The sequence below is a fragment of the Niallia sp. FSL K6-0212 genome (assembly GCF_038007605.1).
Taxonomy (GTDB): domain Bacteria; phylum Bacillota; class Bacilli; order Bacillales; family Cytobacillaceae; genus Niallia; species Niallia circulans.
This window is the reverse complement of record NZ_JBBOXL010000001.1, coordinates 4,552,330-4,578,549: the sequence shown is the minus strand read 5'-3', so window position 1 is coordinate 4,578,549 and position 26,220 is coordinate 4,552,330. Positions and strand designations below refer to the sequence as shown.

Below are 26,220 nucleotides of genomic sequence, written 5' to 3'. Positions count from 1 at the left end.
TTATGCGGAGATATCAACAATATTTCGTATGATTGTTCGTTTTTTTATGTCGAAAAAGACGTTTTGTGATTCTTTTCTGGAGCTAAATACGCATCGCTTTCCAACTGGCTAGCCCATGAGGTTTAGCTATGAGATTGATTCTCTTTACTTATTACATATTTTGTTCCAACTCTCTCTTTTAGTACTTGCAAAATTTATACCTATCATTCAATAGAAAAAATTTAATTCTTATCGGGAAACAAGGAAAGGGGAGTGGTAGCTGATAAAAATTTATGTTATATTTCTTAAGTAATAATTTTATTCTTTCAGAATGAGAATTCCTGATAAGGGAATATGTAAACATAATTAGCTGGTAGGAAAAATTAAATGGAGTTGAAAACAGATGTTGCATCAATTTTCGAGAAATGAGCTAGCCATTGGCAAAGAAGGGCTAGAGACAATGAAAAACAGTACGGTTGCTGTTCTAGGAATCGGAGGCGTTGGTTCCTTTGCTGCAGAAGCGTTAGCTCGTTCAGGCGTAGGAAAATTAATCTTAATTGATAAGGATGATGTGGATATTACGAATGTCAATAGACAGGTAATTGCATTATTATCTACAGTTGGCCGTCCTAAAGTAGATATTATGAAAGAACGTATTGCAGATATTAATCCAGACTGTGAAGTAATTGCATTGAAAATGTTTTATACCGAAGAAACGTATGAAGAAATTTTTGCTTATGGCTTAGATTTTGTCATAGATGCATCTGATACGATTGCTTATAAAATTCACTTAATGAAAGAGTGTTTAAACCGAAATATTCCAATCATTTCAAGCATGGGCGCTGCAAATAAAATGGATCCTACTCGTTTCCAAATTGCAGATATTAGTAAAACACACACAGATCCAATTGCAAAAGTTATTCGTACAAGACTTCGTAAAGAAGGAATTAGAAAAGGGATTAACGTCGTATTTTCAGATGAAAGTCCCATTGTAATTCGTGAAGATGTTCGTAAAGTGGTCGGAAAAGATAATGCGCCAATTCGAAAGGCGAAAATGCCTCCTTCTTCTAATGCGTTTGTTCCTTCAGTGGCTGGGTTAATAATGGCTAGCCATGTCGTAAAAGAGTTGCTAAAAGAGATAAAAATCACACGTGTAAAAGATGAGAAATAATACCATAAAATGGCGGTAAATGTTTCTTGATTGAAAAGAGATTGGAACATAAGTGTCTAGCTTCCTTTAAACCAAAACAATTATACGAAAATGCTATGAAAAGCTACGTATAATTGTTTTGGTTTTTTACATGGAGATTATGGTGACTTTTCGTTCATCTAAATGGTGAGAAAAAGAGCCGAAGCCTATTGACTAGTATCGGAGTATTAGTGTACTATGTAGATAATACACTAATACAATGAGGTGGTTTAAGTGAATACGTTTAATGGGCTATTAAAAAAAGATTTAAAGCTTGGTCTTCCTTTTCTGTACACGAGTATTATTATTGTCAGTTTGGGATTGATAACGTCTATTGTACTATCTAGTTATTACAAAACAATTATGTTGGTCGCAATTTTTGCCATCACTTTCTGTTTTGCGCATGTGTTTTATCTTCCATCTTTTTTATTAACTTCTTTGAATATAGAAGGGAAAACACAATTATGGCTTCATAATCCAAACAGCAGCATAAAACTTCTTTTATCAAAATGGATTACAGGAATCCTGTATTCGATAATATCATTGTTTTTAATGTTTAGTGTGGCAGTGATTAGTATGTATGTTGGAGAATTGAAACTAGCTTTCAATCAAACAAATTTATTTTTTATGTGTTTAATCCTATTAGGAATATCCATATACCTCAGCAGCTGGGTCTTTTTCTCATGGACACTTTATCACAGCATGAAAAAAATCGTATGGTTGAATAAAATACGCTGGGTCGTTTTAATCCTTCTTTGGAATATTTGGAATATTGCTGTCTACTGGTTTAATAGAATCCCGGTTATTGATGCTCTTAAAAGGAAATCAGTTATTTCTGTAGACAATACACTTGCTTTTGAAGCACGTCGGGATTTTTTTAAGGCTTCTATAGAAACAACAGAGATATCTATTTTTTCATTATGCGGATATATTCTAACACTCTTCTTCTTATTTCTAATAGCTTCTTGGTTATTGGAAAAGAAAGTGGAGGTGTAGATTACCATGGCAGATGAATTTGAATCATCCAGACCAATTTACATGCAGATCGTAGAAAAAATTACACAGCAAATTGCACGCTATGAACGGATGCCAGGAGATAAGTTGCCATCTGTTCGAGAAATGGCTATTGCATCTGGAGTAAATCCAAATACGATTCAACGGACGTACGGTGAATTGGAAAGGATGAAGATTGTGGAAACGAGAAGAGGTCAGGGTACATTTATAACCGAATCAGAAGATATTATAGAGGAGCTAAGAACAAAGCTTCAACATGATTTACTGGAACAGTTTATTCGTAATATGCAAGAGCTAGGAATCAAAAAAGAAGAAATGGTTCAGTTATTAGAAATCTATCTTCAAGAGAAGAAGGGTGAAAAGTAAATGATACAATTTCGCAATGTAACCAAAAGATATGGTAGAGAGTATGCAGTGGAAAATGTAAATTTAACCTTAGAAGAGGGAAAAATTTATGGTCTTCTTGGTACAAATGGAAGTGGAAAATCAACCACGTTGAAAATGATTGCTGGTCTTGTCCAGCCGACTAATGGCAAGGTGTTAGTCAATGGAAAAAATGCTACGCGTAGAATTGCAGAGGATGTTTCATATTTAACGGAGCTAGACCGTTTTTATGAATCTTTTACTATTCAAGAAATGATACGATTTACAGCCTCGCAGTTTCATGATTTTCAGCTTGGCAAAGCGCAAGAATTACTAGAATTTATGCAGTTAGAGCAACATAAAAAAATAAAGAATCTTTCGAAGGGAAACAGAGGAAGACTGAAGCTTGTTCTTTGTTTAGCTCGGTCAGCGCCAATTTTATTACTCGATGAACCTTTTTCAGGTTTAGATCCACTGGTGCGGGAATCAATCGTTAAAGGATTATTAAACTATATTGATTTTGAAAAACAGACCGTTGTGATAGCAACACATGAGATAGTAGAGGTTGAATCCATTTTAGATAATATAGTTGTTTTAAATAATGGGAATGTAATCGCCAATCTTTCAGTAGAGGATTTAAGGGAAGAAAAAGGTCAATCCATTATCGAGTGGATGAAGGCAAATATAAACAAATGAAAGGCTGGTAAAAAATAGTGACATCCGTAGTGGAATTAAAAAATGTCTCAAAAATAATCAAAGGAAGAAAAATAATTGATTCGTTGAGTTTCCAAGTAGAAGCAGGAGAAGTATTTGGTTTTCTTGGTCCAAATGGTGCAGGGAAAACAACAACGATCCGGATGATTGTTGGTCTCATTAATATGAGTGATGGGGATATCATAATTTGCAAGGAGAGTGTTCGCGATCAGTTTGAGAAAGCAATCCAGCATGTTGGAGCCATTGTAGAGAACCCGGAAATGTACAAATTTTTGAGTGGGTATGAAAATCTTCTGCACTATGCTCGAATGGTGAAAGGTATATCAAAGCAAAAAATAATGGAGACAGTTGAATTAGTTGGTTTAAAAGATCGAATTCATGATAAAGTTCGCACTTATTCACTTGGAATGCGACAACGTTTAGGCCTTGCGCAAAGCCTTTTGCATGATCCTAAAGTATTAATCTTAGATGAGCCAACGAATGGATTAGATCCTGCAGGGATAAGAGAGATAAGAGACCATTTAAGAATGCTAGCTAGAGAGAGAAACATGGCAGTTATTGTTTCTAGTCACTTGTTATCAGAGATGGAAATGATGTGTGATCGCATCGGCATTATTCAAGAAGGTAAACTGGTCGATGTCCAGTTAGTAAAGGACTTTGTAGCGGTAGAGCAAGTATTTGAAATGGAGCTTCATCCTGTTGATAAAGCCATAAGTCATATACATGGAATGATGCCGGAAGTGCAAGTTATGCCAAAAGAGCAGGGAATTCATATTACGGTAACAAAAGAACAAATACCTGGAATAATAAAAGCACTTGCTTTACAGGACGTTCAGATTTTTGGCATAAAAGAAGTATCGAAAACATTAGAAGATCGATTTTTAGAATTGACTAACCACAGGGAGGATCTGAATTAATGCAGCTAATAAGAAATGAATGGATGAAGATATGGAAACGTCCAGCAACATTAGTAATGATCGTGCTCTTATTAATTGCTGTTTTATTGCTTGGTGCTTTTAATAAATATCAATCAAGTGGATTTTCTGTCCCTGATAATGAGAACTGGAAACATGGACTTGAATTAGAAAATAAGCGCTATAATGAACAGCTGGAAGATGAACACCTTCCTGAAGAAACAAGGAATTATTATACAAAAGAAATAGCTATAAACGAGTATAGAATTACACATAATTTTAGTACAAATGTAGAATACTCTGCATGGGATTTTGTTGCTGATAGTATCCAACTTCTTAGTCTTGCAGGCTTATTTACAATTATTATTGCAGCTGGAATCGTAGCAAACGAGTTTAATTGGGGAACGATAAAACTTCTCCTTATTCGTCCATTAAGCAGAATAAAGATTCTATTATCAAAATATTTAACGGTATTACTTTTCGGGTTTTTAACTATTTTTATCATCTTTGCCTTTTCTTTTATATTAGGTGCCATTCTGTTTGGACTGCCGAAAGAAGTGTATCCATATTTATTTTATTCCAATGGGGTAGTGAAGGAACAAAGCATTCTCATGCATTTAATAAGCTATTATGGATTAAATTCGATCAGTTTATTTATGCTCACTACAATGGCATTTATGATTTCTTCCGTTTTTCGGAATAGTTCACTCGCAATTGGGATATCGATTTTCTTAATGTTTATGGGTAATACAGTCACTTTATTATTAGCGAACTGGTTTGATTGGGCGAAATATTTATTATTTGCCAACACTGATTTAACGCAATATTTGGAAGGAACTCCTTTAGTGAGCGGCATGACTTTGTCTTTCTCGATTACTATGCTCGTTATTTATTTTGTCGTATTCATCGGCTTAGCTTTTTGGGTGTTTAGGAAGAGAGATGTTGCGGCGTAATCATAGAATGAGGTCTTTTATGGACTTCATTCTATTTTTCTTCTTTCCTATCTTTACGTTATAATGGATGTAAGAAGTTAAACAAGAAGGTGTATAAATGAACGGGGAACCACTTGCTTATCGAATGCGCCCGACGAATCTTGATGAAGTAGTCGGGCAAAAGGATATTATCGGAAAAACAACCAGTTTATATAAAATGATTAAAAATGGTCATGTTCCATCGATGTTATTGTATGGAGAGCCTGGCATTGGGAAAACCTCGATTGCCTTTGCTATTGCTGGTACAACAAAATTACCTTTTATTGCACTAAATGCTACTACATCAGGAAAGAAGGATGTGGAAGCGGTAGTGGATGAAGCAAGATTGACAGGGAAAGTCATTCTTTTTTTAGATGAAATTCATCGTTTTAATAAAGCGCAGCAGGATTATTTACTTCCTCATGTGGAGAGAGGGGATATTGTTTTAATAGGTGCTACGACGGAAAATCCCTACCATGATGTAAATCCTGCGATTCGCAGTAGATGTGGACAAATCAAGCAGTTAAAAAGATTAACGGATGATGATATTGAAGAATTATTGCATCGAGCATTACAAGATGAAAAAGGGCTTGCGAATCTGTCCATTCAAATTTCAAAGGAACAAATTGCAAAAATTGCAAAAGGCACTAATGGAGATGCAAGAAAATCATTAACTCTTCTAGAGTCTATTGTCTATTCATCTGATAAAGAGGACGACGTTTTTATTATCAAGGATGATACCATTGACCAAATGATTGAAAAGGTCGGTGTTTTTGGGGATAAAAAAGGCTCGCATTTCTATAATTTATTATCTAGTCTGCAGAAAAGTATCCGAGGTAGTGATGTAGATGCCGCCTTATATTATCTCGCTCATTTATTAGAAACAGGAGATTTAGTTGCCGTAAATAGGAGATTGTTAGTCATTGCCTATGAAGATGTTGGCCTTGCCAATACATCTGTCGGCAATAATGTTTTAGCAGCAGTGACGGCGAGTGAGCGACTTGGTTTACCAGAAGCGCGAATTCCTTTATCTGTAGCGGTAGTGGAAATGTGTTTATCCTCTAAATCGAACGCAGCCTATAAAGCAATAGATGCCGCCATAGCAGATGTCCGCAATGGCAGAGTCGGGGATATCCCTATGCATTTAAGGGATGGTCATTATGAAGGAAGCAAGAAGTTAGGACATGTTGGGTATATTTATCCGCATGACTATCCAATTGGAACGTTTGGTGGATGGGTTGATCAAGAATATTTCCCGGAAAAACTTAAAGGAACTCAGTATTATCATCCAACTGAAGCTGGTGAGGAGAAGAAGCTGGGGGCAATATATGATAAGCTTAAAGGATTTAAAAAAAATAAATAAGCATAGACTTATATAATGGAGTCTAGTTAAATGACACGCACGAATGGTAAGGCAGTCATTTAACTAGGCTTCTTTTTTAAGGTTTTTTTAAAATTTCTAAACAAACATTTTCAAGAGATGGCAGATAAATATCGTTTCCGCCAATCTATATTTTTTGTTATAATCTTCATTTTTTCAATTATCTAAGAAAAATACTGACTTTCCTTTATTTTATAGATTGAAAAAGAGGCGTCTAAAGATTAAATTGAAAGTGCTTACATTTTAGTGAGCGGTTATTTCACTAACGAATAATTAAAAACAAGGGGTTGAAAAAATGAAAAAGTCGATTAAAAAAGTATTTTTGCTTCTTTTATGTATTCCGTTTTTATTAATTGGTTGTTCAAGCGAAAGTAATTCAACATCTGATGATGGGAAGGTTGATGGAATAACCCAGATTAAAATTACATGGAGAGATGTAGGAGAGCATGATAAATTAAAAAAATATTTAACAAACACGTTTATCCCAGAATTTGAAAAAGAAAACCCAGACATAAAAATAGTTTTATCGCCGATTACAGCTAGTGAGGGGGATTATTTTTCTAAAGTGGCTTTATCGATGCAATCAGAAAGTACAGCACCTGATGTGGTTGCAGAAGACTCCTTTATGTTAAATTCAGATGCGAATGCAGGCTATCTCTTACCACTTGATGATTATGTGCGTGATTGGGATCAATGGCAATATTATACAGAAAATTTAAAGTCAGGTTCGATTGGAGAAGATGGGAAATTATATGCCATTCCAGGAACATCTGATTCTCGCGGGTTATGGTATAACAAAAATGTTTTCAAAAAAGCTGGTCTGCCGGAAGACTGGCAGCCTAAAAACTGGGATGAGATTATAGAAGCTGCTGAAAAAATAAAAGATTCAGCTAAGGATGTTATTCCTCTTTCTATGGGAGTAGCTAAAGCAAACGGGGAATCCGTATCGATGCAGACTTTTGAAATGCTGCTCTACGGGACAGACGATGTGTTATTTGATGCTGATACAAAGAAATGGCACGTGAATACAAAAGGAATAGAAGAATCCTTACAATTTATTGATCTAGTATATAATCAGAAAAAATTAGGACCGCCTCTATCTATTGCCATTAACAGCAACTATAGTTCCGTTTTATTCCAAGAAAAGTTCCCAAATGATGAAGCAGGAATTATATTAGATGGATTTTGGAATACAGGTAATTATACAGAAACTGGAGCAGTTCCAATGGATAATGTCACGGAACGATTTGGTTTTGCGGCCATGCCGACTCAAAATGGACAAGAGCCTGGCACTACGACTATGTCTGGAGGATGGACATGGGCAATTCCATCTAAAGCAAAAAATCCAGATGCTTCATGGAAGGTTATCCAAGCTTTAGGTGGGAAAGAACAGCAGGCAGCTCGCGCTGTTGCAGAAGGAAACTTAACAGTACGTGATGATTCAGCGGAAGTTCCCGCCTATAAAGAACAAAATTTCATTTCGGAAGCAACGGAGTATTTGAAGAATGCTCATTTCCGTCCTGCTAATGACAAATATCCGAATGTTTCCGTAGAAATACAAACGATGGTGGAGGCAGTCGCAACTGGTAGCAAGACACCAAAACAAGCTGCCGAGGATTATGCAAACAATGTAATCAGGATTGTCGGCGAAGAAAACGTAGTTAAATAACTGTACAAAAGGCTGAACACTTGACCAGCAGGGAAATTTACTCCCTATTCCTTGTATGGTCATCACCTGTTGTTATAGTGATAACCTTTTTAAAGGTGGGATGAAATTGGAAGCAGTATTAGGAAAAAAGCCGAAACGAAAAGGACAGTCGGATCATGTTAAGGCAGCTATTTTTCTCGCTCCGACCTGGCTTTTATTATTGATATTTTTCATTGGGCCGATGCTATTAACATTACTTTTTTCATTTACAAACTTAGCTCTGACTGGTGCAGAAGCTAGTCAGCTAAGGTTTGTAGGATTTGAAAACTTTACCCGGATGTTTCAAGATCCCGACTTCCGTGTCAGTGTGTGGAATACAATTGTTTTTGTTTTTTTCTCAGCGGTGCTCGGACAATGTTTCTTTGGCTTTTTGATCGCCTTTTTAATGAAAGAGAAAAATAAAACATTTAGAAGAATTGTTGGTTTAATCATAATTGCCGCCTGGGTAACTCCAGAAGTTGTGGTAGCATTTTGCTGGGTGGCATTTCTTGGTGAAAGCGGAACTGCTAATTGGCTGTTGAGTCTTTTTGATATTAAACCGATTGCCTGGCTATTTACTTTCCCAATGGTGAGTGTTGTGATTGCGAATATGTGGAGAGGAACTGCTTTCTCCATGATGGTATTTCAAGCAGCTTTAGACGATATTCCAAAAGATGTGGAAGAAGCAGCCATTATGGATGGTGCCAGTCGATTTCAGGTTATTCGCTATATCACCATCCCTATGGTAAAAGGAACAATCGCCACAAATATGATGTTAGTTACGCTGCAAACACTTGGAGTATTTGCTTTAATTTATACAATGACTGGAGGAGGTCCAGGGGTAAGTACAGCAACGCTTCCTGTATTTATGTATAAACAGGCATTTGTCAGTTATCAGTTAGGCTATGGGACAGCGATTTCCTTTGTGTTATTAGTATTGGGTGCAATTGCCAGCTTCATATATATGAAAACCTTGAAAGTGAAAGTGTAGGTGAAGTGAGTTGGTTCAAAAAGGATATAGAGTGGAAAAACTTATTCATTATTTAATCCTGTCTATTCTGGCAATTTTGTTTTTGCTGCCGTTATTATGGATGCTATTTGCATCAGTGGATCCAGGGGCAATTCAGGCACTGAAGATGCCAGAAAAGATAACCTTAGACAACTTTAAGTCAATATTATCTGAAGCTGCGATTTTGCGTTCGTTTTTTATTGGAATAGGAATATCGACTTCACAGGCATTGTTGGTTGTGATTTTATGTGTGCTGGCTGCTTATCCATTGTCTAGGTATACATTAAAATATAAAAATAGTTTTATGATGACCATTTTGTTCATGACTTCCTTACCAATGACAGCCGTTATTGTACCGGTGTTTCAGTTATTTCTTTATTTGAAATTTCAAGATTCCTTGATAGCGATGACGCTTTTTTTAACAGCTTCTTCCTTGCCATATGGTATTTGGATGATGAAGAATTTTATGGATTCTATTCCCTTGGATTTAGAAGAATCAGCCTGGGTCGATGGAGCATCTATCTTTCAAGGAATAAAAAAAATTGTTGCTCCCTTAATGCTTCCCGGAATATTCACAGTTGCTATCTTTACTTTTACAGGCAGCTGGGGAAATTATTTTGTTCCTTATATCCTCATTCAAAGTCCAGAAAAGCTGCCGGCTTCTGTAACGATCTTTCAATTTTTCGGTAACTTTGGAATGGTTAATTACGGCAGGTTGGCAGCATTTTCAGTAATGTATACACTGCCTGTTGTTATTTTGTATACAATTTCACAAAATTTCATGTCAAAGGGCTTCAGTTTAGGTGGAGCTACGAAAGGATAGGGTGCTATGTTTTATACAATCGAAAAATTAGAAGCTAGAATGAAAGAATTAAATCCTTACCGTTACATGGAAAGAAAAAGTCTTAACAATTGGAAAGCAAAAGAAAGTATAGAAGGAGCCGAGAAATATCCACCTAGTATTTCGACTGAGTGGCAAGACTTTTCGTTAGGCGATATTTGGGAAGGAAGGGACTATTATTTATGGATTCAAACAACGTTTAAAGTTCCTAAATCAGATGGAAGGATAGTCTTACTATTGGACTTTGGTCGAACAGGCGGCGGCTATAACTCCGGATTTGAATCCTTGCTTTTTGTGGACGGCCAACCATACCAAGGCGTTGACTCTAATCATAAAGAAGTCTTTCTTGACCCTGGTTATTACGGAAAGGAAGTAACACTTTCCTTGAAATTATGGTCCGGATTAGAAGGCGGTGGTCCTGAGCAAATCCAATCACATACATTTAAGATGGCTGAATATACCATTTTAAATGAAGAATGTGATGATTTATATTTTACCGCAGATTGTGTTTTAAAAACGATTAAACAATTAAAGGAGGATGACCCAAAACGATATGAACTTTTGACTTTATTAGAAAAAACCATGAAATATATCGACTGGTCCTATCCAGGGAGTCCTGCATTTTATAAAAGTATAAATTTAGCTAATGATAATTTGCAAAAAGGAATAGACGCTTTAGAAAAGCGCGAGTTAGTGACAATCACCGCGATTGGTCATACCCATATTGATGTCGCTTGGTTATGGAGACTGAAGCATACAAGAGAGAAAGCCGCACGTAGTTTTTCGACTGTTCTACAGTTAATGAAGCAATATCCAGACTATATCTTTTTACAAACTCAGCCCCAACTCTATCAATATATAAAAGAAGATTATCCGGAGATTTATGAACAAATAAAAAATAGAATAAAAGAGGGCCGTTGGGAAATAGATGGTGCTATGTGGCTGGAAGCTGATTGTAATATACCATCTGGTGAATCACTAACTCGGCAAATTCTCCATGGAACACAATTTATAAAAAAAGAATTCCATAAAGATGTCCACTATCTATGGCTGCCAGATGTTTTTGGTTATTCATGGGCATTGCCTCAGATTTTAAAAAAGAGTGGGATAGATACATTTATGACGACAAAAATAAGCTGGAATCAATACAACCGGATGCCACATGATACTTTTGTCTGGCGGGGGATAGATGGATCAGAGGTGTTAACCCATTTTATTACTACACCAGAACCAGGAAAAGACTTAGTAGATAATCAATGGGCATCTCGCTGGTTTTATACTTATAATGGACAGTTGGAACCAGAAACAGTGTTAGGCAGCTATAAAGCTTATCGGAATAAAGATGTAAATAAACAACTGCTTGTATCGTATGGGTATGGAGACGGTGGCGGTGGAGTCACAAGAGATATGTTAGAAAATCGCCGTCGTATGGATAAAATCCCGGGTCTTCCACATGTGAAAACAGGGCGTGCGGATGAATTTTTTCAACAGCTTCATGACACTATTGATTCTGCAGATAATTACGTTCATACATGGGATGGGGAATTATATTTAGAATATCATCGAGGAACCTATACATCTCAAGCCTTTGTCAAAAAAATGAATCGCAGATTAGAGTTAACTTTAAGAGAACTAGAAATTTTGTATTCAGCTGTACAAGTCTCAAAAGGAATTCATTATCCAAAGGAAGAAATAACGAATATATGGGAAGTGTTATTGCGTAACCAATTTCATGATATTATTCCTGGTTCATCTATAAAAGAAGTTTATCAAGATCATAAGGTAGAGATAGAAGAAGCGATGGAAAGCTCTACCCAACTCTTAGCACGGTTAGATGATGCAGCAATAAATCAATGGACTGTCTTTAATTCGGCCGGCTGGGTAAGAAAGGAATTAGTAATAATTGATAAAAAGGAATCTGGCAAATTTTTAACGGATTCTGGAGAAGAATTGGAAGCAGTGCCGTGTGAAGAAGGATATCTTGTCCAGACACCGACTATTCCAGCTTTCGGAACTTGTATTCTGAAATTTGAGCCGATGGAAGTAAAAAGAGTGGAAGCTCCTTTTATAAAAGCAGTAGAAAGCGGTATAGATACGAATAATTATCTAATTCGCTGGAATGAGAAAGGACAGTTAATTAGCATTTATGATAAAAAGTATCATCGCGAGGTACTTAAAGAAAATGGCTTTGGGAACAGGCTTCAATTATTTGAAGATAAACCAATGAACTTTAATGCATGGGATATCGATATTTTTTATCAAGAAAAATATAACGAGTTAGCCGCAGAATCGATTACCATTATCGAACAAAACAACCTATACGCAAAGGTTGAATTTGTTTATTCATTTGGTACTTCGAGAATTATTCAATATATGCAGGTTTATAAACATTCACGTCGAATAGATTTTATTACAAAGGCAGATTGGAAAGAAAGGGAACAATTACTGAAAGCAGGATTTGATGTCGATATTCGCAATACTGTCGCAACGTATGATATTCAATATGGTAATGTCCAGCGACCTACACATTGGAATACCAGCTGGGATCTGGCGAAATTCGAGACAGTAGCACACCAGTGGGTGGACTATTCACAAAGGGACTATGGAGTCAGTATACTTAATGACTGTAAGTACGGCCATGATATAAAAGACCAAACAATGAGAATTACCTTATTAAAAGGGGGAATATATCCAGACCCATCAGCTGATATAGGAATGCATGAATTTACGTATAGTCTTCTACCACATACAGGAGATTTCGTAGATGGAAGAACGGTTGAAGAAGCTTGGGCTCTAAATCAGCCATTATCTATATTAAAAGGGAATCAAGTGAATCGGATACTATTTAAATGGCATACAAAAGAAAGCGTATACATCGATGTTGTTAAAGCGGCGGAAAATGGTCAAGGGATTATATTACGAGTGCATGACCACCTAGGAAGTAATAGAGTGCTAACTTTAGAACCATTATTTGATTGTCGACAATGGAATGAAACAAATTTGCTGGAGAAAGACATGGAACCTCCTGTGGATATAGAGGGAAATATTACATTGGAGTTAAGTCCCTATGAAATAAAAACAATACGTATTGTATAAAGCTAATCATTTTTTTAGCGGTTAATAGGTGGAAGGCTTATTCCCACCTATTAATCATCTTTATACCATAAGTTTACATACCTCTTCTAAATATTGTTTTTTATTATAACTTAGAAAATATAATTGGAATAATAACAAAAAGAGGGGGATATTATGTTTCGGAAAACTATTTTTAAGAAATTATTTCTATCATTCTCCGTGGTTATCATTATCTATACTTCTATTATTTTATTTGTGACAATCTCGCAAGAATATTCCCAAAATCGGCTAGAAATAAATAAATTAAATGAAATGTTTTTGGAAAGAGAAAGTAATATAATTGACTATCGCCTAGATGTTTCCTTAAATGTAGTCAAGCTGTTATCCCAGCAAGATGTTATTGCAGAATTTTTAAAGGAAAATCAGTTTAATTATAGTATATATAGTAAATTGTTTAATGAGTTAACAGGCAATCATTTTTCAAATGATCAGTTAGGTTTTAATCTTGCTGTTTTAAAAGATTATGGGACAGATGTAACTAGTTCAGATGGTTATTTTTTGTTTAAAGACTATATGAAATTTATTCACATGGATGAAAATTTCACAGAATTAGAAGCTTTTATGGATTCAAAAGGAAACAATGATTTACAGTGTTATGACGCCAAAGATAAACTGGTTATTGTCAATAAAATCTATTATCAGCAGGAAAAGCAATATCTTTATTTTTTCATTGTGTGGGAGAAAAAGGACTTATTAACGAGCAATTTACCAGATACGAATAGTATTCTTGCGATTGTTAATAAGTCTGCCTTAGCCTCTACTACCATAAAGGGAGAAAACGTACTTGCTAGTTTTTTACCGGTGAAAAAAACCCATGAAAATCAAATTGTTTATCGTTCGGTTAATCAATACAATGGCTATCAAAAACGTTCCAATGCGATACCAACTATTCATTATTTATATATAACGAATGTACATACAGGAATTGGATTACCCATTCATACCCTTACAAGTATCGGAGTAATTTTATTTGTGCTCCTTTTGTTAGGTTTTGTTCTAACTACCACCTTAAGCAGAAAATCTTATTCACCCATTGAAGAAATTATCAAAAATATTAAAAGTGGAGAGGAAAAGAATAGTTCGGACAGTTATATAAAAAATGAGTTGGATTATATTATCTCTAAAATTCATACTATCAATAAAACCAATCAAAACTTAGTACAGCTCCAACAAAGCTCATTAGTTGATTTGCAAGAAAACTTTCTCAAAAACATTATTTATGAAAATTATGATAAGCAGAATATGGAGAGAAGGTTGAAACTTCTCCAATTAGATCCATTCTGTCAAGGTGGAATTCTTGTGATTATATCCATGCAGGGGATTTCTGAATGGGAATCCAATTTGAGTGAAGGGAATATTTTAACATTAAGAAAAAAAGTATTAGCTTTATTTAATGAAAAAGAAACCAATCAAAAATTTATTTCTTTTCCCATTGATTATAAACATTTTTGTTTGTTTTTTGCAGAAAAAAATCAGCACCTAATTTTAGATGTTTTACATCGAATGATTGGGAGGATAGAGCAAGAATTAGGAGTAGAAATCGTTTTTACCCTCTCGCAAGCCTTTTCATCGTTAATAGAATTACCAAAAATATTTAAAACTTCCTTTCAACTTATGGAACAGAAATATTCTTTTATTGATACAAAATCTCTATGCAGCAGCCATATTCCATTATCATCTGGGAAGGATTATTCCTATAGTGTAGAAACGGAAAGCATTTTAATAAATTTTATGCAGAAAAGAGAGCTGAAGTATGCCAAGAAGTTGATAAATGAGATAGTTGAAACAAATTTTAGAGAAGAAAGCATGGATATCTATAATATTTATGATTTTCGAAATGCTCTCATCAATACGATAAAGAGAATCTTGAATAAATGTAATCTGTCTTTTAGCGATTTTTTAAAGGATAATAAAGCTCTATTCTTTCATTTAAACAGTACAGATATCGAGATACTAAAGAACACCTTCATCGATATATTCAATGAGTTAATGTTACTTTTAGAAGAAAAACATTCCATTAAACTTTCCACTGTAGAAAATGTTCTTCGTTATATTCAAGAAAATTACACAAGCGATCTATCTTTAGGGGAAGTAGCAGATCATTTTCAATTAAGTGAATCCTATGTTAGCAAGTTGATTAAAGATCATTTAAAATCCTCGTTTAAAAATTATGTAAATCAATTAAAGGTAGAAAAATCAAAAATTTTATTGGAATCAGGTAAATATATGGTATCCGAGGTTGGCGAAATGGTTGGCTGTAAAAATGTGAATACTTTTATTAGGATTTTTAAGCAGCATGAAGGAATAACACCAGGAAAATATGTTATCAATAAAATGGCTAAAACATAAGAATTCTCAACCAAATAACCCCGCGTAATTATACGTACATACTAAGAAAATTTCGTATAATTGTTCGGGGTTTTATTAATTTTAGAAAAAAGGTTCCGCAGCCTGAATACACTTCGCTTTCCATGGGGCGAGTGCCAAGCTTCCAGCAGGGCTTGGGATTTCTCGAATCTCCCATAGGAGTCTCCGTGTATTCAAGCTGCTTTGTATTTCCTAATAATTATATATTCTTTAAAAAAAATGATGGAACGAGTTGGTTTCGCTACTAAATTAGAGATTGTTCGACTTAATTTATTATATATTTTGTTTGTCCCACTTCATTTATGTTAAAAAATTTTTAGTAGATATTTCGATTTTTTAAATAAATTTCTACCAATAATCCAAATTACTATTAAAATAGAAGAATGATACTAGACGAGAAGGACGTGAAATGGTGAAAATTGATAAAATCGAAGTCCAACATGTAAAAATGCCCCTGGTTAGTCCGTTTAAGACAAGTTTTGGCGAACTGTTAGAAAAGGATTTTCTTATCATTAAAATATATAGTGGAGAGCACATTGGGTATGGAGAGTCTGTCGCTTTACCTGATCCTACTTATAGTGAGGAAACAACTGGAACTGTTATCTATATGCTAAACGAGTTTTTGATTCCCCTCTTGTTAAAAGACGAGATAACGCATCCAGATGAAGTTACAAAAAGATTCGCTCCAATCAGAAGAAATAATATGGCAAAAGCTGCTTTAGAAGGAGCAATATGGGATTTATATAGTAAGCAGCAAGGTATTTCTCTTTCAAAAGCGCTTGGAGGTGTTCAAACGTCGATTGATGTAGGGGTAAGTATTGGAATCGAACCAACTACTGATATGCTTTTAACAAAAGTGGAACGCTTTTTGAACGAGGGCTATAAAAAGATAAAAGTGAAAATTAAACCTGGCTATGACTTAGAGCCTTTAGCAAAAATAAGACAAACCTTTGGCTATGACATCCCGCTAATGGCAGATGCGAATTCTGCCTATACATTAGCAGATATTGAGCGAATCAAAGAATTAGATCCACTTAAGTTGATGATGATTGAACAGCCATTAGCATATGATGATATTATTGACCATTCTATTTTGCAAAGTGAGCTCGCAACACCTATATGTTTGGATGAAAGTATTCATTCTGTAGAAGATGCTCGAAAAGCGATTGAATTAGGAAGCTGTAAGATAATAAATATTAAAATTGGCCGTGTCGGCGGTTTGACGGAAGCAAAGAAAATACATGATGTATGTAAAAAACACGATATTCCTGTATGGTGCGGCGGCATGCTGGAAGGCGGAATCGGAAGAGCGCATAATATCGCGATAACCTCCCTTCCGGCATTTACTATTGCTGGGGATACATCTGCATCGAATCGATACTGGAAAAAAGATATTATTTGTCCAGAAGTCACATTGTCTACGCCAGGAAAAATAGAAGTACCAAAAGGAGCCGGCATTGGGTTCGACTTAAACGAAACAGTGATTAATCAACATTTAATTTCTAAGAAGGTATATGCTAATCCATTTATTTAATAAGGGGGAACAAAGACAGTGGATCCTTATATAATAAGAGAAGTAACCGAAAAAGCTGAAATCCAACTGGTAGTTTCCCTTCAAAATTCAATTTGGGGCAGGACGAATACTACTCCATTTCCATTTTTAGTTGCCTCCATTCAAAATGGAGGAATAATTATAGGGGCTTTTTTGAAAGAGGAACTAGTAGGCTTTTGCTACAGTTTCCCTGGTTTTCATCAAAAGGAAATCTATTTAGTGTCCCATATGATGGCAGTGAAGGAAGAGGATAGAAATGCTGGTTTGGGCTTTAAAATGAAAGAAAAACAAAAGGAAATGGCCTTGGAACGTGGCTATACGAAAATTATCTGGACTTTTGACCCGCTAGAATCACGGAATGCTAATCTAAATATAGCGAAACTAGGAGGGGTAGTGAAAACATATTATTCTAATCATTATGGAGACATGGAGGATGAATTAAACGGCGGTCTTCCTTCAGACAGGTTATTGTTAGAGTGGGACATTGGGAAACGATCGGATAATCGTCATCCGGAAGGGGAGCAAATTCACTCCCTTGTTACTTGGGAAACAAGGGGAGAAATCCCTATTCCTTTATCTTTTGATGTCCTATCCATAAAAGCGAATACCTATAAGGTTCCTGTTCCTAAAGATATACATACAATAAAAGAAATAGATTTTGCTGCAGCCGAAACGTGGCGTATGATGCATAGAAATGTCTTTACCAAATTGTTTGTAAGGGGATATATCATTCACAGCTTTCAAAAGACAAATGAACCAGTGAATTATTATATTGTAAGCTTAAACAAAGAGAATGAATGAAGCCATTTGAATTACGAATTACATATACGAGGAGGGGGAAAATGCACGAACAAATAGACAGCTGGGTAGACAGGAAAAAGGAACAGATAATAGCTATGTACCAGTTTCTTCATAATAATGCAGAAATAAGCTGGGAAGAAGTTGAAACGACGAAATTTATAAAAAATGAATTGGAGAAATTATCTATTCCCTATCAATTATTCGATGATCAAACTGGGATCGTTGGGGTATGGGGGAAAGAAAATAATCCTGTTATAGGGCTTCGAGCAGATATGGATGCGTTATGGCAGCAAGTGAAGGGAGAATGGAAGGCCAATCATTCATGTGGTCATGATGCACACACGACGATTTTGCTTTTTACTTTAAGATGTCTGAAGGAATTAGGCCAAGAACCAAAGGGGAGAATTAAGTGCCTGTTCCAGCCAGCTGAAGAGACTGGTGCAGGTGCAATTTCCTTTATTAATAAAGGGCTTTTAGATGATCTTGATTATTTATTAGGCTTACATGTACGACCAATTCAAGAAATGAAATTTGGAGAATGTTCTCCTGCAATTTACCATGGAGCAGCGGCAAGCTTTAAAGGAAAACTGTATGGAATGCAGTCACATGCCGCAAGACCGCATTTAGGGATAAATGTTATCGACAGTCTTACAGCTATTAATATGGCTATTCGTTCTATTCCACTAAATCCGATTATACCTGCCTCCGCGAAAATGACTTTTGCCCAGGCGGGAGGAAAGAATTTTAATATTATTCCCGATTATGCGGAGTTTGGCATTGATGTTCGTGCCCAAACCAATGAAGCGATGGAACAATTGATTTCCAGACTTGAAAGCCAAGTGAAACTTGCAGGTGAAGCGAATGGAGCTCGAGTAGAATTAGAACTACTATCCGACATGCCAGCCGCAAGACCAAATAAATCGATGGAAGAAATAGTAGCTAAGAGTATTAAAGAAATACTAGGAGAGAAAGGGCTTGTAAAGCCTCCAGTAACACCTGGTGGAGAAGATTTTCATTATTATGCGAAAGTAAAGGAACAACTGCAAACAACGATGATTGGCTTAGGCACAGATTTACAGCCCGGATTACATCATCCGGACATGTATTTTCAGTTAGAAAGCCTACTGCATGGGATAAAAATTATGGCTTTATCGACAGTCAAATTAATGGAAGAAAAACAATAGATTGAAGGGATTTCTTCTTTTGCTAAAGGAGGAATTCCTTCTTTTTAATCTAGAGATGCTTCTATATACAGCAATAAAAAAAGCAAGTTTAGCGAAAACGAAAAAATATGATATCCTATTGAATAGATAGGATATAAACTAATTATACTGGATAAAGAATGAATATCAGGTCTTTACTGCAACAATTATAAAAGTAATTATGCTATAATGCTTAATGGCAATTATACAGAAAAAACACTTACGATAGGGATAGCAAAAGGGGCACCAGATGAAATCATTAATAGGCCAAGATAAACCAGTTCAACGACTTTTTATTTTTATAATAGGGCTTTTGATTATGTCATTAGGCATTGTGTTAGTTATTACAGCAAATTTAGGTTCAGCCCCATGGGATGTCTTGAATATTGGATTGCATATTCAGTTTGGTCTGACCATCGGCAGCTGGGCAATAATAGTTGGTTTTTTAATCCTATTGATAGTTGCCATCCTTTCAAAAAAACTTCCTCCTTTTGGTGCTTTATTAAATATGGTGTTAGTAGGAGTATTTATTGATATTTTTCTACTTCTTCCCTTTATGAATACCCCTGCGACCCTTTATCAAAAATGGATTATGTTTTTAATTGGATTGATTATAATGGGCTATGGAATGGGATTCTATATTTCTGCGAAACTTGGTGCAGGACCGAGAGATAGTCTTATGATAGTCTTATCAGAAAAATTTGGCGGGAGTATTGCAAGAACGAGATTATTGATGGAGGCAATTGTTTTAATAGTAGGATGGATACTTGGTGGACCTGTATCATGGGGAACGATTATCTATGCTGCTTTAATAGGAAGAGTTGCGGGATGGAGTATCCCACAGTGTACTAAATGGACGAACTATATATTGGACCGAAATAAAAGAACGGTGAATAATATTCACCAACATAATATGGAGCGGGAGGCAAAATAATGAAGATATCTACTAAAGGAAGATATGGATTAACTATTATGATGGAATTAGCAAAGAAGCACGGAGAGGGACCGATTTCATTAAAATCAATTGCTCAAACCAATAATTTATCAGAGCATTATTTGGAACAATTAGTTGCTCCATTGCGTAATGCTGGTTATGTGCGCAGTATTCGTGGAGCGTATGGTGGATATGTATTAGGCGATGAACCTAATAAAATTACCGCTGGAGACATTATTCGTATATTAGAAGGGCCTATTAGCCCTGTCGAGGGAATCGAAGATGAAGAACCAGCCAAGAAAGCTCTATGGATGAAAATCAGAGATGCCGTAAAAGATGTATTAGATTCAACCACAATTGAAGACCTAGCTAACCATCAAGAAGATGATAGCACAGATGGTTATATGTTTTATATTTAAGAAGCTGCATTTTAGAAAAATGATGGCTGTTTCCGTATAATAGCAATCAAGTGTGTAGAAAGCTCTTTGTATGATTTTTTTTAAGTATTGGGCAAAAATAGAAAACTGAAATGATCACAACTAATTAATTGTAGGTGAATAACTTGGAACATATTTATGTGGATCATGCGGCAACTTCACCCATGCATCCAAAAGTAATCGATAGAATGTATGAAGTCATGAAAGATCAATTTGGCAATCCTTCAAGTATTCATGCCTATGGAAGACAGGCAAGAAATATATTGGATAAGGCTAGAGCAGTAGCTGCTTCTAGTATAGGTGCTCACGAAAATGAAATTATTTTTACTAGCGGTGGTACAGAGGCAGATAATTACGCTATCTTTGGAATTGCAGAAGGAAAAGAAGCAAAAGGAAAACATATTATCACAACGGAAATTGAACACCATGCCGTATTACATGCTTGCCAAGAATTAGAGAAAAAGGGCTACGAGGTTACTTATCTTTCTGTAAATGAATACGGACTAATAGATTTGAATGAATTCAAATCAGCATTAAGAGAAGATACAATTCTTGTTACGATTATGTATGGCAATAATGAAGTGGGTGCGATTCAACCGATAAAAGAAATTGGCTTATTGTTAAAAAATCATCCTGCTGTCTTCCATACAGATGCGGTACAAGCCTACGGTTTAGAAGATATTGATGTAAAAGAACAGCACATCGACCTTTTATCTGTTTCTTCTCATAAGATTAATGGTCCTAAAGGAATAGGGTTTTTATATGTTAAAAACGGCATTAAACTAAATCCTCAATTATTTGGTGGAGAACAAGAGAAAAAAAGAAGAGCTGGCACTGAGAACGTTCCTTCTTTAGCAGGCTTTCAGCTAGCAGTAGAAATTTCTCAACAAAATAGATTGCAAAAGAGAGAGCAGTTTAAAAAATATAAAGAAATCCTTACAGGTATCTTAAAAGATAATAATATTTCTTTTAAGCAAAACGGATTAGTTGATAATACCTTGCCACATGTTTTAAACTTAAGCTTTCCCGGTACAAATGTGGAAGCAATGTTAGTTAATCTTGACTTAGCGGGTATTGCTGCTTCTAGTGGTTCTGCATGTACTGCTGGATCAATCGAACCTTCTCATGTGTTAGTAAGCATGTTTGGCAAAGAATCGGAAAGAACAAAAAATTCCATTCGATTTAGCTTTGGATTAAATAATACGGAACAACAAATAGAAAAGGTCGGTCATGAGTTAGTCAAAATCATTAACCGTCTGACAAAATGATAACCTTCCCTTCCATGTAAAGGGAAGGGCTAAGGGGGAAATGGAAAATGGAAAAAGCACCAAAAGATACCCGTGTAGTAGTAGGAATGTCTGGTGGAGTTGACTCATCAGTTGCTGCACTACTTTTAAAAGAACAAGGCTATGATGTTATCGGTATATTCATGAAAAACTGGGACGATACAGACGAATTCGGTGTCTGCACTGCAACAGAGGATTATGAAGATGTCATTCGTGTCTGCAATCAGTTAGAGATTCCTTATTATGCGGTGAACTTTGAAAAACAATACTGGGATAAAGTGTTCACTTATTTTCTTGATGAATATAAAGCGGGGAGAACACCTAATCCCGATGTAATGTGTAATAAAGAAATTAAATTTAAAGCTTTCTTAGAGCATGCAATGAGTCTTGGAGCTGATTATCTTGCAACAGGGCACTATGCACAAGTAGTCAGAGAAGATGGTCAAGTGCGCATGCTTAGAGGGAAAGATGATAATAAAGACCAAACATATTTTTTAAATCAACTAACAGAAGAACAATTAAGCAAAGTAATGTTCCCTATTGGCGGTATGGAAAAATCAAAGGTTCGCGAACTTGCTGCTAAAGCAAATCTAGCAACGGCAACCAAAAAAGACAGCACAGGTATCTGTTTCATTGGAGAGCGTAATTTCAAAGAATTCTTAAGCGGATATCTTCCTGCGCAAAAAGGAAATATGGAAACAATGAATGGAGAAGTAATTGGCCGTCATGATGGACTTATGTATTATACAATCGGTCAAAGACATGGTCTTGGCATCGGCGGAAGTGGAGAACCTTGGTTTGTTATAGGCAAAGATTTAAAACGAAATGTCTTATATGTTGGACAAGGCTTCCACCACGAATTGCTTTATTCTGACAGCATTATTGCGACCAATGTTAGCTGGGTATCAAAAGATCGCATTGGTACATCATTTGAATGCACAGCTAAATTCCGTTACCGTCAACCAGATAATAAAGTGACGGTAGAGGTTATCGATGAAAATACAGTCAAAGTTATCTTCCACGAACCAATTCGTGCGGTAACGCCAGGACAAGCAGTTGTATTCTATCAAGGAGAAGAATGCTTAGGCGGAGGAACGATTGATAAAGTGTTCCGTGATAATGAAAGATTAACATATGTAGGTTAAGGATGAACTGTCGACTAACATTAATTAGTCGACAGTTTTTACATATGGCAAAAAGCAGCTGGCAATTCTCCTGTAATAAGAGGATTTGCTAGTTGCTTTTCTCATTTTTTGATTAGAAAATATGCTATACTACCAATAAGAAATGGAGTGTTTTAAGATGGATAATAGTCAATTAGGAATACAATATATGCAAGAAGGTAAATGGGAAGAAGCAGCAAAGTTTTTTATGGAAGAGATTGAGAAGAATCCGAACAATGCTGTTTCTTATGTTAATTTTGGCAATGTTTTATCAGCTTTAGGAGATGATACAAGGGCATTATCTTTCTACCAAAAGGCGATTGAAATAGATGATACAACGGCAGCAGCCTATTATAGTGCAGGGACCGTTTATTATGAAAAAGAAAATTTAGAATCCGCAAAGAATATGTTTGAACTAGCATTAGAAAAGGGCCTCGAAACAAGTGATAATTTCTTTATGCTTGGACTTACTTATGTTGGATTAGATAAAGGGAAACTGGCAATTCCTTATTTTCAAAGAGCAGTGGAACTTAATAGTCAAGATGCGGAGGCATTCTTTCAGCTAGGGCTCTGTTTGGCACAGAATGAATATATTGAAGAAGCAATCACACAATTTCAATCCTGTATAGCATTGGATGCCACTCATGCAGATGCTTATTACAATTTAGGCGTTGCCTATGGTTTTAAAGAAAAAACAGCGAAAGCAGTTGAAATGTTCAATAAGGCGCTGGAAATTCAGCCAGATCATCTTCTTGCTGGTTACGGAAAGCAAATTATCGAAGAAAAGTAAGGGAAAGAGACATGAAATATAAAGGAAGAAAGGAGGAATTCAGTTGAACGAGCAGAACTCTTTGGATCTTTTTGAAAATGAAAAAAAGTATGTAAAGGGACGGCATCTTGTTACCATTTTTCACAATGAACAGAATCTTTACTCCGTGATAAGAATACGAGTTGATGAAACGAATCATGATTATGACGATAAAGAAGCGGTAATTACTGGCTATTTACCAAAGATGAACGAAGAAGAGACGTATACTTACTTTGGTGATTTTAAAGAGCATCCAAGATTCGGTTTACAGCTGCAGGCGACTTCCTTTCGAAAAGAAATGCCACAAACAAAGCAAGGGGTTATTGCTTATTTATCGAGCAACTTATTTAAAGGGATTGGGGAAAAAACAGCAGAGAATATTGTGGATACTTTAGGAGAAGAAGCAATCTCTAAAATCATGAATCAGCCATCGATTTTAGAGACAGTGCCCAAACTTGCATCAGATAAAGCGAAAATCCTCTATGATACATTAATGAAAAATCAAGGGTTAGAGCAAGCGATGGTTTCACTAAATCAATATGGGTTTGGTCCGCAATTGTCGATGAAAATTTATCAGGTATATAAAGAAAATACGCTAGAAATAGTCCAGACAAATCCATATAAATTAGTGGAGGATATTGAAGGAATCGGTTTTGGAAAAGCAGATGACCTTGGATCTCAGATTGGAATTACTGGGAATCATCCAGATCGATTAAAGGCTGGCTGTTTGTATATTTTAGAGCTGAGCAGTAATCAGGAAGGCCATGTCTATCTCCATGCGGAATTTTTACTAGAAAAAGTAAAAGCGCTGCTTGAAGAAAATCAAAAAGAGGAGATAGAATTTTCGCAAATAGCAGATCAGGTTATTCAGCTAGAGGAAGAAGGAAAAATAATAGTTGAGGATAAAAAAATATATTTACCTTCTTTGTTTTTTTCAGAAAAAGGACTTGTACGAAATATAAAGCGAGTAATGGAGCAATCTGAATATAAAGACCAATTTCCAGAATCGGAATTTCTGCTGGCGTTAGGAAACTTAGAGGACCGTATCGGTGTTCAATATGCTCCCTCTCAACGAGAGGCGATTCAAACAGCGCTTATGTCCCCGATGCTAATATTGACAGGTGGTCCCGGAACGGGGAAAACAACTGTCATAAAGGGAATTGTTGAATTATATGGTGAATTGCACGGTTGTTCTTTAGAACCTAATGATTATAAAAACGATGAACCCTATCCGTTTATTCTTGCGGCGCCAACTGGCCGAGCGGCTAAACGAATGGCGGAATCGACAGGTTTACCAGCAGTTACTATTCATCGATTGCTGGGCTGGAATGGCACTGGAACATTTGAACGGGATGAGGATCATCCTTTGGAGGGGAAAATCCTCATCGTCGATGAAACATCGATGGTTGATATTTGGCTAGCCCATCAATTATTTAAGGCTTTGCCTGAACATATTCAAGTAATTATTGTCGGAGATGAAGACCAGCTGCCATCAGTAGGGCCGGGCCAAGTATTAAAAGATCTGCTTGATTCAGCATGTATTCCTACGGTTAAGTTGAAAGATATTTATCGACAAGCCGAAGGATCATCGATAATCGAGCTGGCACATGAAATGAAAAAGGGCCAGCTGCCGGCTAATCTTCTTGTGCCCCAAGGGGATCGATCTTTTATAAAGTGCTCTTCCAGTCAAATTCCGCAGGCAATTGAAAAAATTGTTTTGAATGCGAAAAACAAAGGCTTCGCGCCAATGGATATTCAAGTATTGGCCCCGATGTATAGAGGACCAGCAGGAATTGACCGCTTAAATGCTATCTTACAAGAAATATTAAATCCTAATCCCGATGGCACCAGAAAAGAGCTGAAATTTGGAGAGGTTACATACCGTATCGGTGATAAAGTCCTTCAACTCGTCAATCAGCCAGAAAGCAATGTTTTTAATGGTGATATGGGTGAGATTGTATCGATTTTTTATGCGAAGGAAAATACGGAAAAGCAAGACATGGTTATTGTTTCGTTTGATGGAATAGAAGCAACCTACACGAGACAGGATTTAAATCAAATTACGCTGGCATATTGCTGTTCTGTCCATAAATCGCAAGGCAGTGAGTTTCCAATCGTCATCATGCCCGTTGTTAAAAGTTATTATCGCATGTTAAGAAGAAATTTAATTTACACCGGAATAACTAGAAGTAAACAATTTTTGATTCTATGTGGAGAACTGGAAGCAATGGAATTAGGTGTCAGCCGAAATGATGAACTAAACCGGCAAACAACCTTAAAAGAAAAGATCAAAGAGGCATTTGCTGATGTATATCAACCAGACGAGACGATGGAAATGACAAAAGAGAAGTCATTTGATTTATTGTATGAAGGTAAAATCAATCAAATCGATCCAATGATCGGAATGGAAAATATCACCCCATATGATTTTATGGAAGCATCCGAATCCTAAATTACTTAGGTACAAACTTTT

General features: G+C 35.9%; 21 protein-coding genes. All 21 read left to right on the top strand.

The annotated features are described in order from the left end of the window. Positions 1 to 382 precede the first annotated feature (382 nt). The 21 genes from MHH96_RS22185 (at position 383) to recD2 (ending at position 26,199) form a co-directional block, all read left to right on the top strand. Positions 383 to 1,150, top strand: coding sequence for a tRNA threonylcarbamoyladenosine dehydratase (locus MHH96_RS22185; protein ID WP_047944315.1), 768 nt, complete (start codon positions 383 to 385; stop codon positions 1,148 to 1,150). Between the two features lie 252 nt (positions 1,151 to 1,402). Beyond that, positions 1,403 to 2,164 (top strand): hypothetical protein, encoded by a 762-nt coding sequence (locus tag MHH96_RS22180; RefSeq protein WP_047944316.1) that lies wholly within the window; start codon positions 1,403 to 1,405, stop codon positions 2,162 to 2,164. Between the two features lie 6 nt (positions 2,165 to 2,170). Continuing rightward, positions 2,171 to 2,548, top strand: a complete 378-nt coding sequence (locus MHH96_RS22175; RefSeq protein ID WP_047944317.1) for a GntR family transcriptional regulator — start codon at positions 2,171 to 2,173, stop codon at positions 2,546 to 2,548. Further along, entirely contained in the window at positions 2,549 to 3,241 is a 693-nt protein-coding gene (locus tag MHH96_RS22170) for an ABC transporter ATP-binding protein (protein WP_047944318.1), read from the top strand. Between the two features lie 17 nt (positions 3,242 to 3,258). After that, entirely contained in the window at positions 3,259 to 4,176 is a 918-nt protein-coding gene (locus tag MHH96_RS22165) for an ABC transporter ATP-binding protein (RefSeq protein WP_047944319.1), read from the top strand. Next, positions 4,176 to 5,126, top strand: coding sequence for an ABC transporter permease (locus MHH96_RS22160; protein WP_047944320.1), 951 nt, complete (start codon positions 4,176 to 4,178; stop codon positions 5,124 to 5,126). Before MHH96_RS22165 ends, MHH96_RS22160 begins: the two co-directional genes overlap by 1 nt. A 97-nt stretch (positions 5,127 to 5,223) precedes the next feature. Continuing rightward, positions 5,224 to 6,507 carry a replication-associated recombination protein A gene (locus MHH96_RS22155; RefSeq protein WP_047944321.1) on the top strand — a complete coding sequence of 428 codons (1,284 nt, stop codon included), beginning with the start codon at positions 5,224 to 5,226 and terminating at the stop codon, positions 6,505 to 6,507. 313 nt (positions 6,508 to 6,820) lie between these two features. Then, complete coding sequence (locus tag MHH96_RS22150; protein ID WP_047944323.1) at positions 6,821 to 8,194, top strand: extracellular solute-binding protein; 1,374 nt, start codon at positions 6,821 to 6,823, stop codon at positions 8,192 to 8,194. A 106-nt stretch (positions 8,195 to 8,300) separates the two neighbouring features. Next, on the top strand, positions 8,301 to 9,203 hold the full coding sequence (locus MHH96_RS22145; protein WP_201781404.1) for a carbohydrate ABC transporter permease: 903 nt from the start codon (positions 8,301 to 8,303) through the stop codon (positions 9,201 to 9,203). Between the two features lie 10 nt (positions 9,204 to 9,213). Further along, positions 9,214 to 10,044 (top strand): carbohydrate ABC transporter permease, encoded by an 831-nt coding sequence (locus MHH96_RS22140; protein ID WP_047944325.1) that lies wholly within the window; start codon positions 9,214 to 9,216, stop codon positions 10,042 to 10,044. Positions 10,045 to 10,050: 6 nt separating this feature from the next. Then, complete coding sequence (locus MHH96_RS22135) at positions 10,051 to 13,158, top strand: alpha-mannosidase (protein ID WP_341118029.1); 3,108 nt, start codon at positions 10,051 to 10,053, stop codon at positions 13,156 to 13,158. A gap of 153 nt (positions 13,159 to 13,311) precedes the next feature. Beyond that, positions 13,312 to 15,546, top strand: coding sequence for a helix-turn-helix transcriptional regulator (locus tag MHH96_RS22130; protein ID WP_095258107.1), 2,235 nt, complete (start codon positions 13,312 to 13,314; stop codon positions 15,544 to 15,546). 430 nt (positions 15,547 to 15,976) lie between these two features. Next, a complete protein-coding gene (menC, locus tag MHH96_RS22125) occupies positions 15,977 to 17,098 on the top strand; it encodes an o-succinylbenzoate synthase (protein ID WP_047944342.1) in 1,122 nt (373 codons plus the stop codon). 18 nt (positions 17,099 to 17,116) lie between these two features. Continuing rightward, positions 17,117 to 17,917, top strand: coding sequence for a GNAT family N-acetyltransferase (locus MHH96_RS22120; protein WP_061800786.1), 801 nt, complete (start codon positions 17,117 to 17,119; stop codon positions 17,915 to 17,917). Positions 17,918 to 17,958: 41 nt separating this feature from the next. Continuing rightward, positions 17,959 to 19,101, top strand: coding sequence for an amidohydrolase (locus MHH96_RS22115; RefSeq protein ID WP_341118027.1), 1,143 nt, complete (start codon positions 17,959 to 17,961; stop codon positions 19,099 to 19,101). Between the two features lie 268 nt (positions 19,102 to 19,369). Continuing rightward, on the top strand, positions 19,370 to 20,053 hold the full coding sequence (locus MHH96_RS22110) for a YczE/YyaS/YitT family protein (protein WP_341118026.1): 684 nt from the start codon (positions 19,370 to 19,372) through the stop codon (positions 20,051 to 20,053). After that, a complete protein-coding gene (gene cymR, locus MHH96_RS22105) occupies positions 20,053 to 20,472 on the top strand; it encodes a cysteine metabolism transcriptional regulator CymR (protein WP_047944330.1) in 420 nt (139 codons plus the stop codon). Before MHH96_RS22110 ends, cymR begins: the two co-directional genes overlap by 1 nt. Positions 20,473 to 20,615: 143 nt before the next feature. Continuing rightward, the gene (locus MHH96_RS22100; protein ID WP_047944331.1) at positions 20,616 to 21,758 is read left to right on the top strand and encodes a cysteine desulfurase family protein; all 1,143 of its coding nucleotides are present in this window, start codon (positions 20,616 to 20,618) and stop codon (positions 21,756 to 21,758) included. 47 nt (positions 21,759 to 21,805) lie between these two features. Then, entirely contained in the window at positions 21,806 to 22,921 is a 1,116-nt protein-coding gene (mnmA, locus tag MHH96_RS22095; protein WP_061800780.1) for a tRNA 2-thiouridine(34) synthase MnmA, read from the top strand. A 157-nt stretch (positions 22,922 to 23,078) separates the two neighbouring features. Beyond that, the gene (locus tag MHH96_RS22090) at positions 23,079 to 23,729 is read left to right on the top strand and encodes a tetratricopeptide repeat protein (RefSeq protein ID WP_047944334.1); all 651 of its coding nucleotides are present in this window, start codon (positions 23,079 to 23,081) and stop codon (positions 23,727 to 23,729) included. Between the two features lie 43 nt (positions 23,730 to 23,772). Continuing rightward, positions 23,773 to 26,199 carry an SF1B family DNA helicase RecD2 gene (recD2, locus tag MHH96_RS22085; RefSeq protein WP_341118025.1) on the top strand — a complete coding sequence of 809 codons (2,427 nt, stop codon included), beginning with the start codon at positions 23,773 to 23,775 and terminating at the stop codon, positions 26,197 to 26,199. Positions 26,200 to 26,220 lie beyond the last annotated feature (21 nt).

Excerpts from the sequence above, each read along its gene's own strand:
- MHH96_RS22185 (WP_047944315.1), top strand. The coding sequence starts at position 383 with ATGTTGCATCAATTTTCGAGAAATGAGCTAGCCATTGGCAAAGAAGGG.
- MHH96_RS22175 (WP_047944317.1), top strand. The coding sequence starts at position 2,171 with ATGGCAGATGAATTTGAATCATCCAGACCAATTTACATGCAGATCGTA.
- MHH96_RS22170 (WP_047944318.1), top strand. The coding sequence starts at position 2,549 with ATGATACAATTTCGCAATGTAACCAAAAGATATGGTAGAGAGTATGCA.
- MHH96_RS22160 (WP_047944320.1), top strand. The coding sequence starts at position 4,176 with ATGCAGCTAATAAGAAATGAATGGATGAAGATATGGAAACGTCCAGCA.
- MHH96_RS22155 (WP_047944321.1), top strand. The coding sequence starts at position 5,224 with ATGAACGGGGAACCACTTGCTTATCGAATGCGCCCGACGAATCTTGAT.
- MHH96_RS22150 (WP_047944323.1), top strand. The coding sequence starts at position 6,821 with ATGAAAAAGTCGATTAAAAAAGTATTTTTGCTTCTTTTATGTATTCCG.
- MHH96_RS22135 (WP_341118029.1), top strand. The coding sequence starts at position 10,051 with ATGTTTTATACAATCGAAAAATTAGAAGCTAGAATGAAAGAATTAAAT.
- MHH96_RS22130 (WP_095258107.1), top strand. The coding sequence starts at position 13,312 with ATGTTTCGGAAAACTATTTTTAAGAAATTATTTCTATCATTCTCCGTG.
- MHH96_RS22115 (WP_341118027.1), top strand. The coding sequence starts at position 17,959 with ATGCACGAACAAATAGACAGCTGGGTAGACAGGAAAAAGGAACAGATA.
- MHH96_RS22110 (WP_341118026.1), top strand. The coding sequence starts at position 19,370 with ATGAAATCATTAATAGGCCAAGATAAACCAGTTCAACGACTTTTTATT.
- cymR (WP_047944330.1), top strand. The coding sequence starts at position 20,053 with ATGAAGATATCTACTAAAGGAAGATATGGATTAACTATTATGATGGAA.
- mnmA (WP_061800780.1), top strand. The coding sequence starts at position 21,806 with ATGGAAAAAGCACCAAAAGATACCCGTGTAGTAGTAGGAATGTCTGGT.
- MHH96_RS22090 (WP_047944334.1), top strand. The coding sequence starts at position 23,079 with ATGGATAATAGTCAATTAGGAATACAATATATGCAAGAAGGTAAATGG.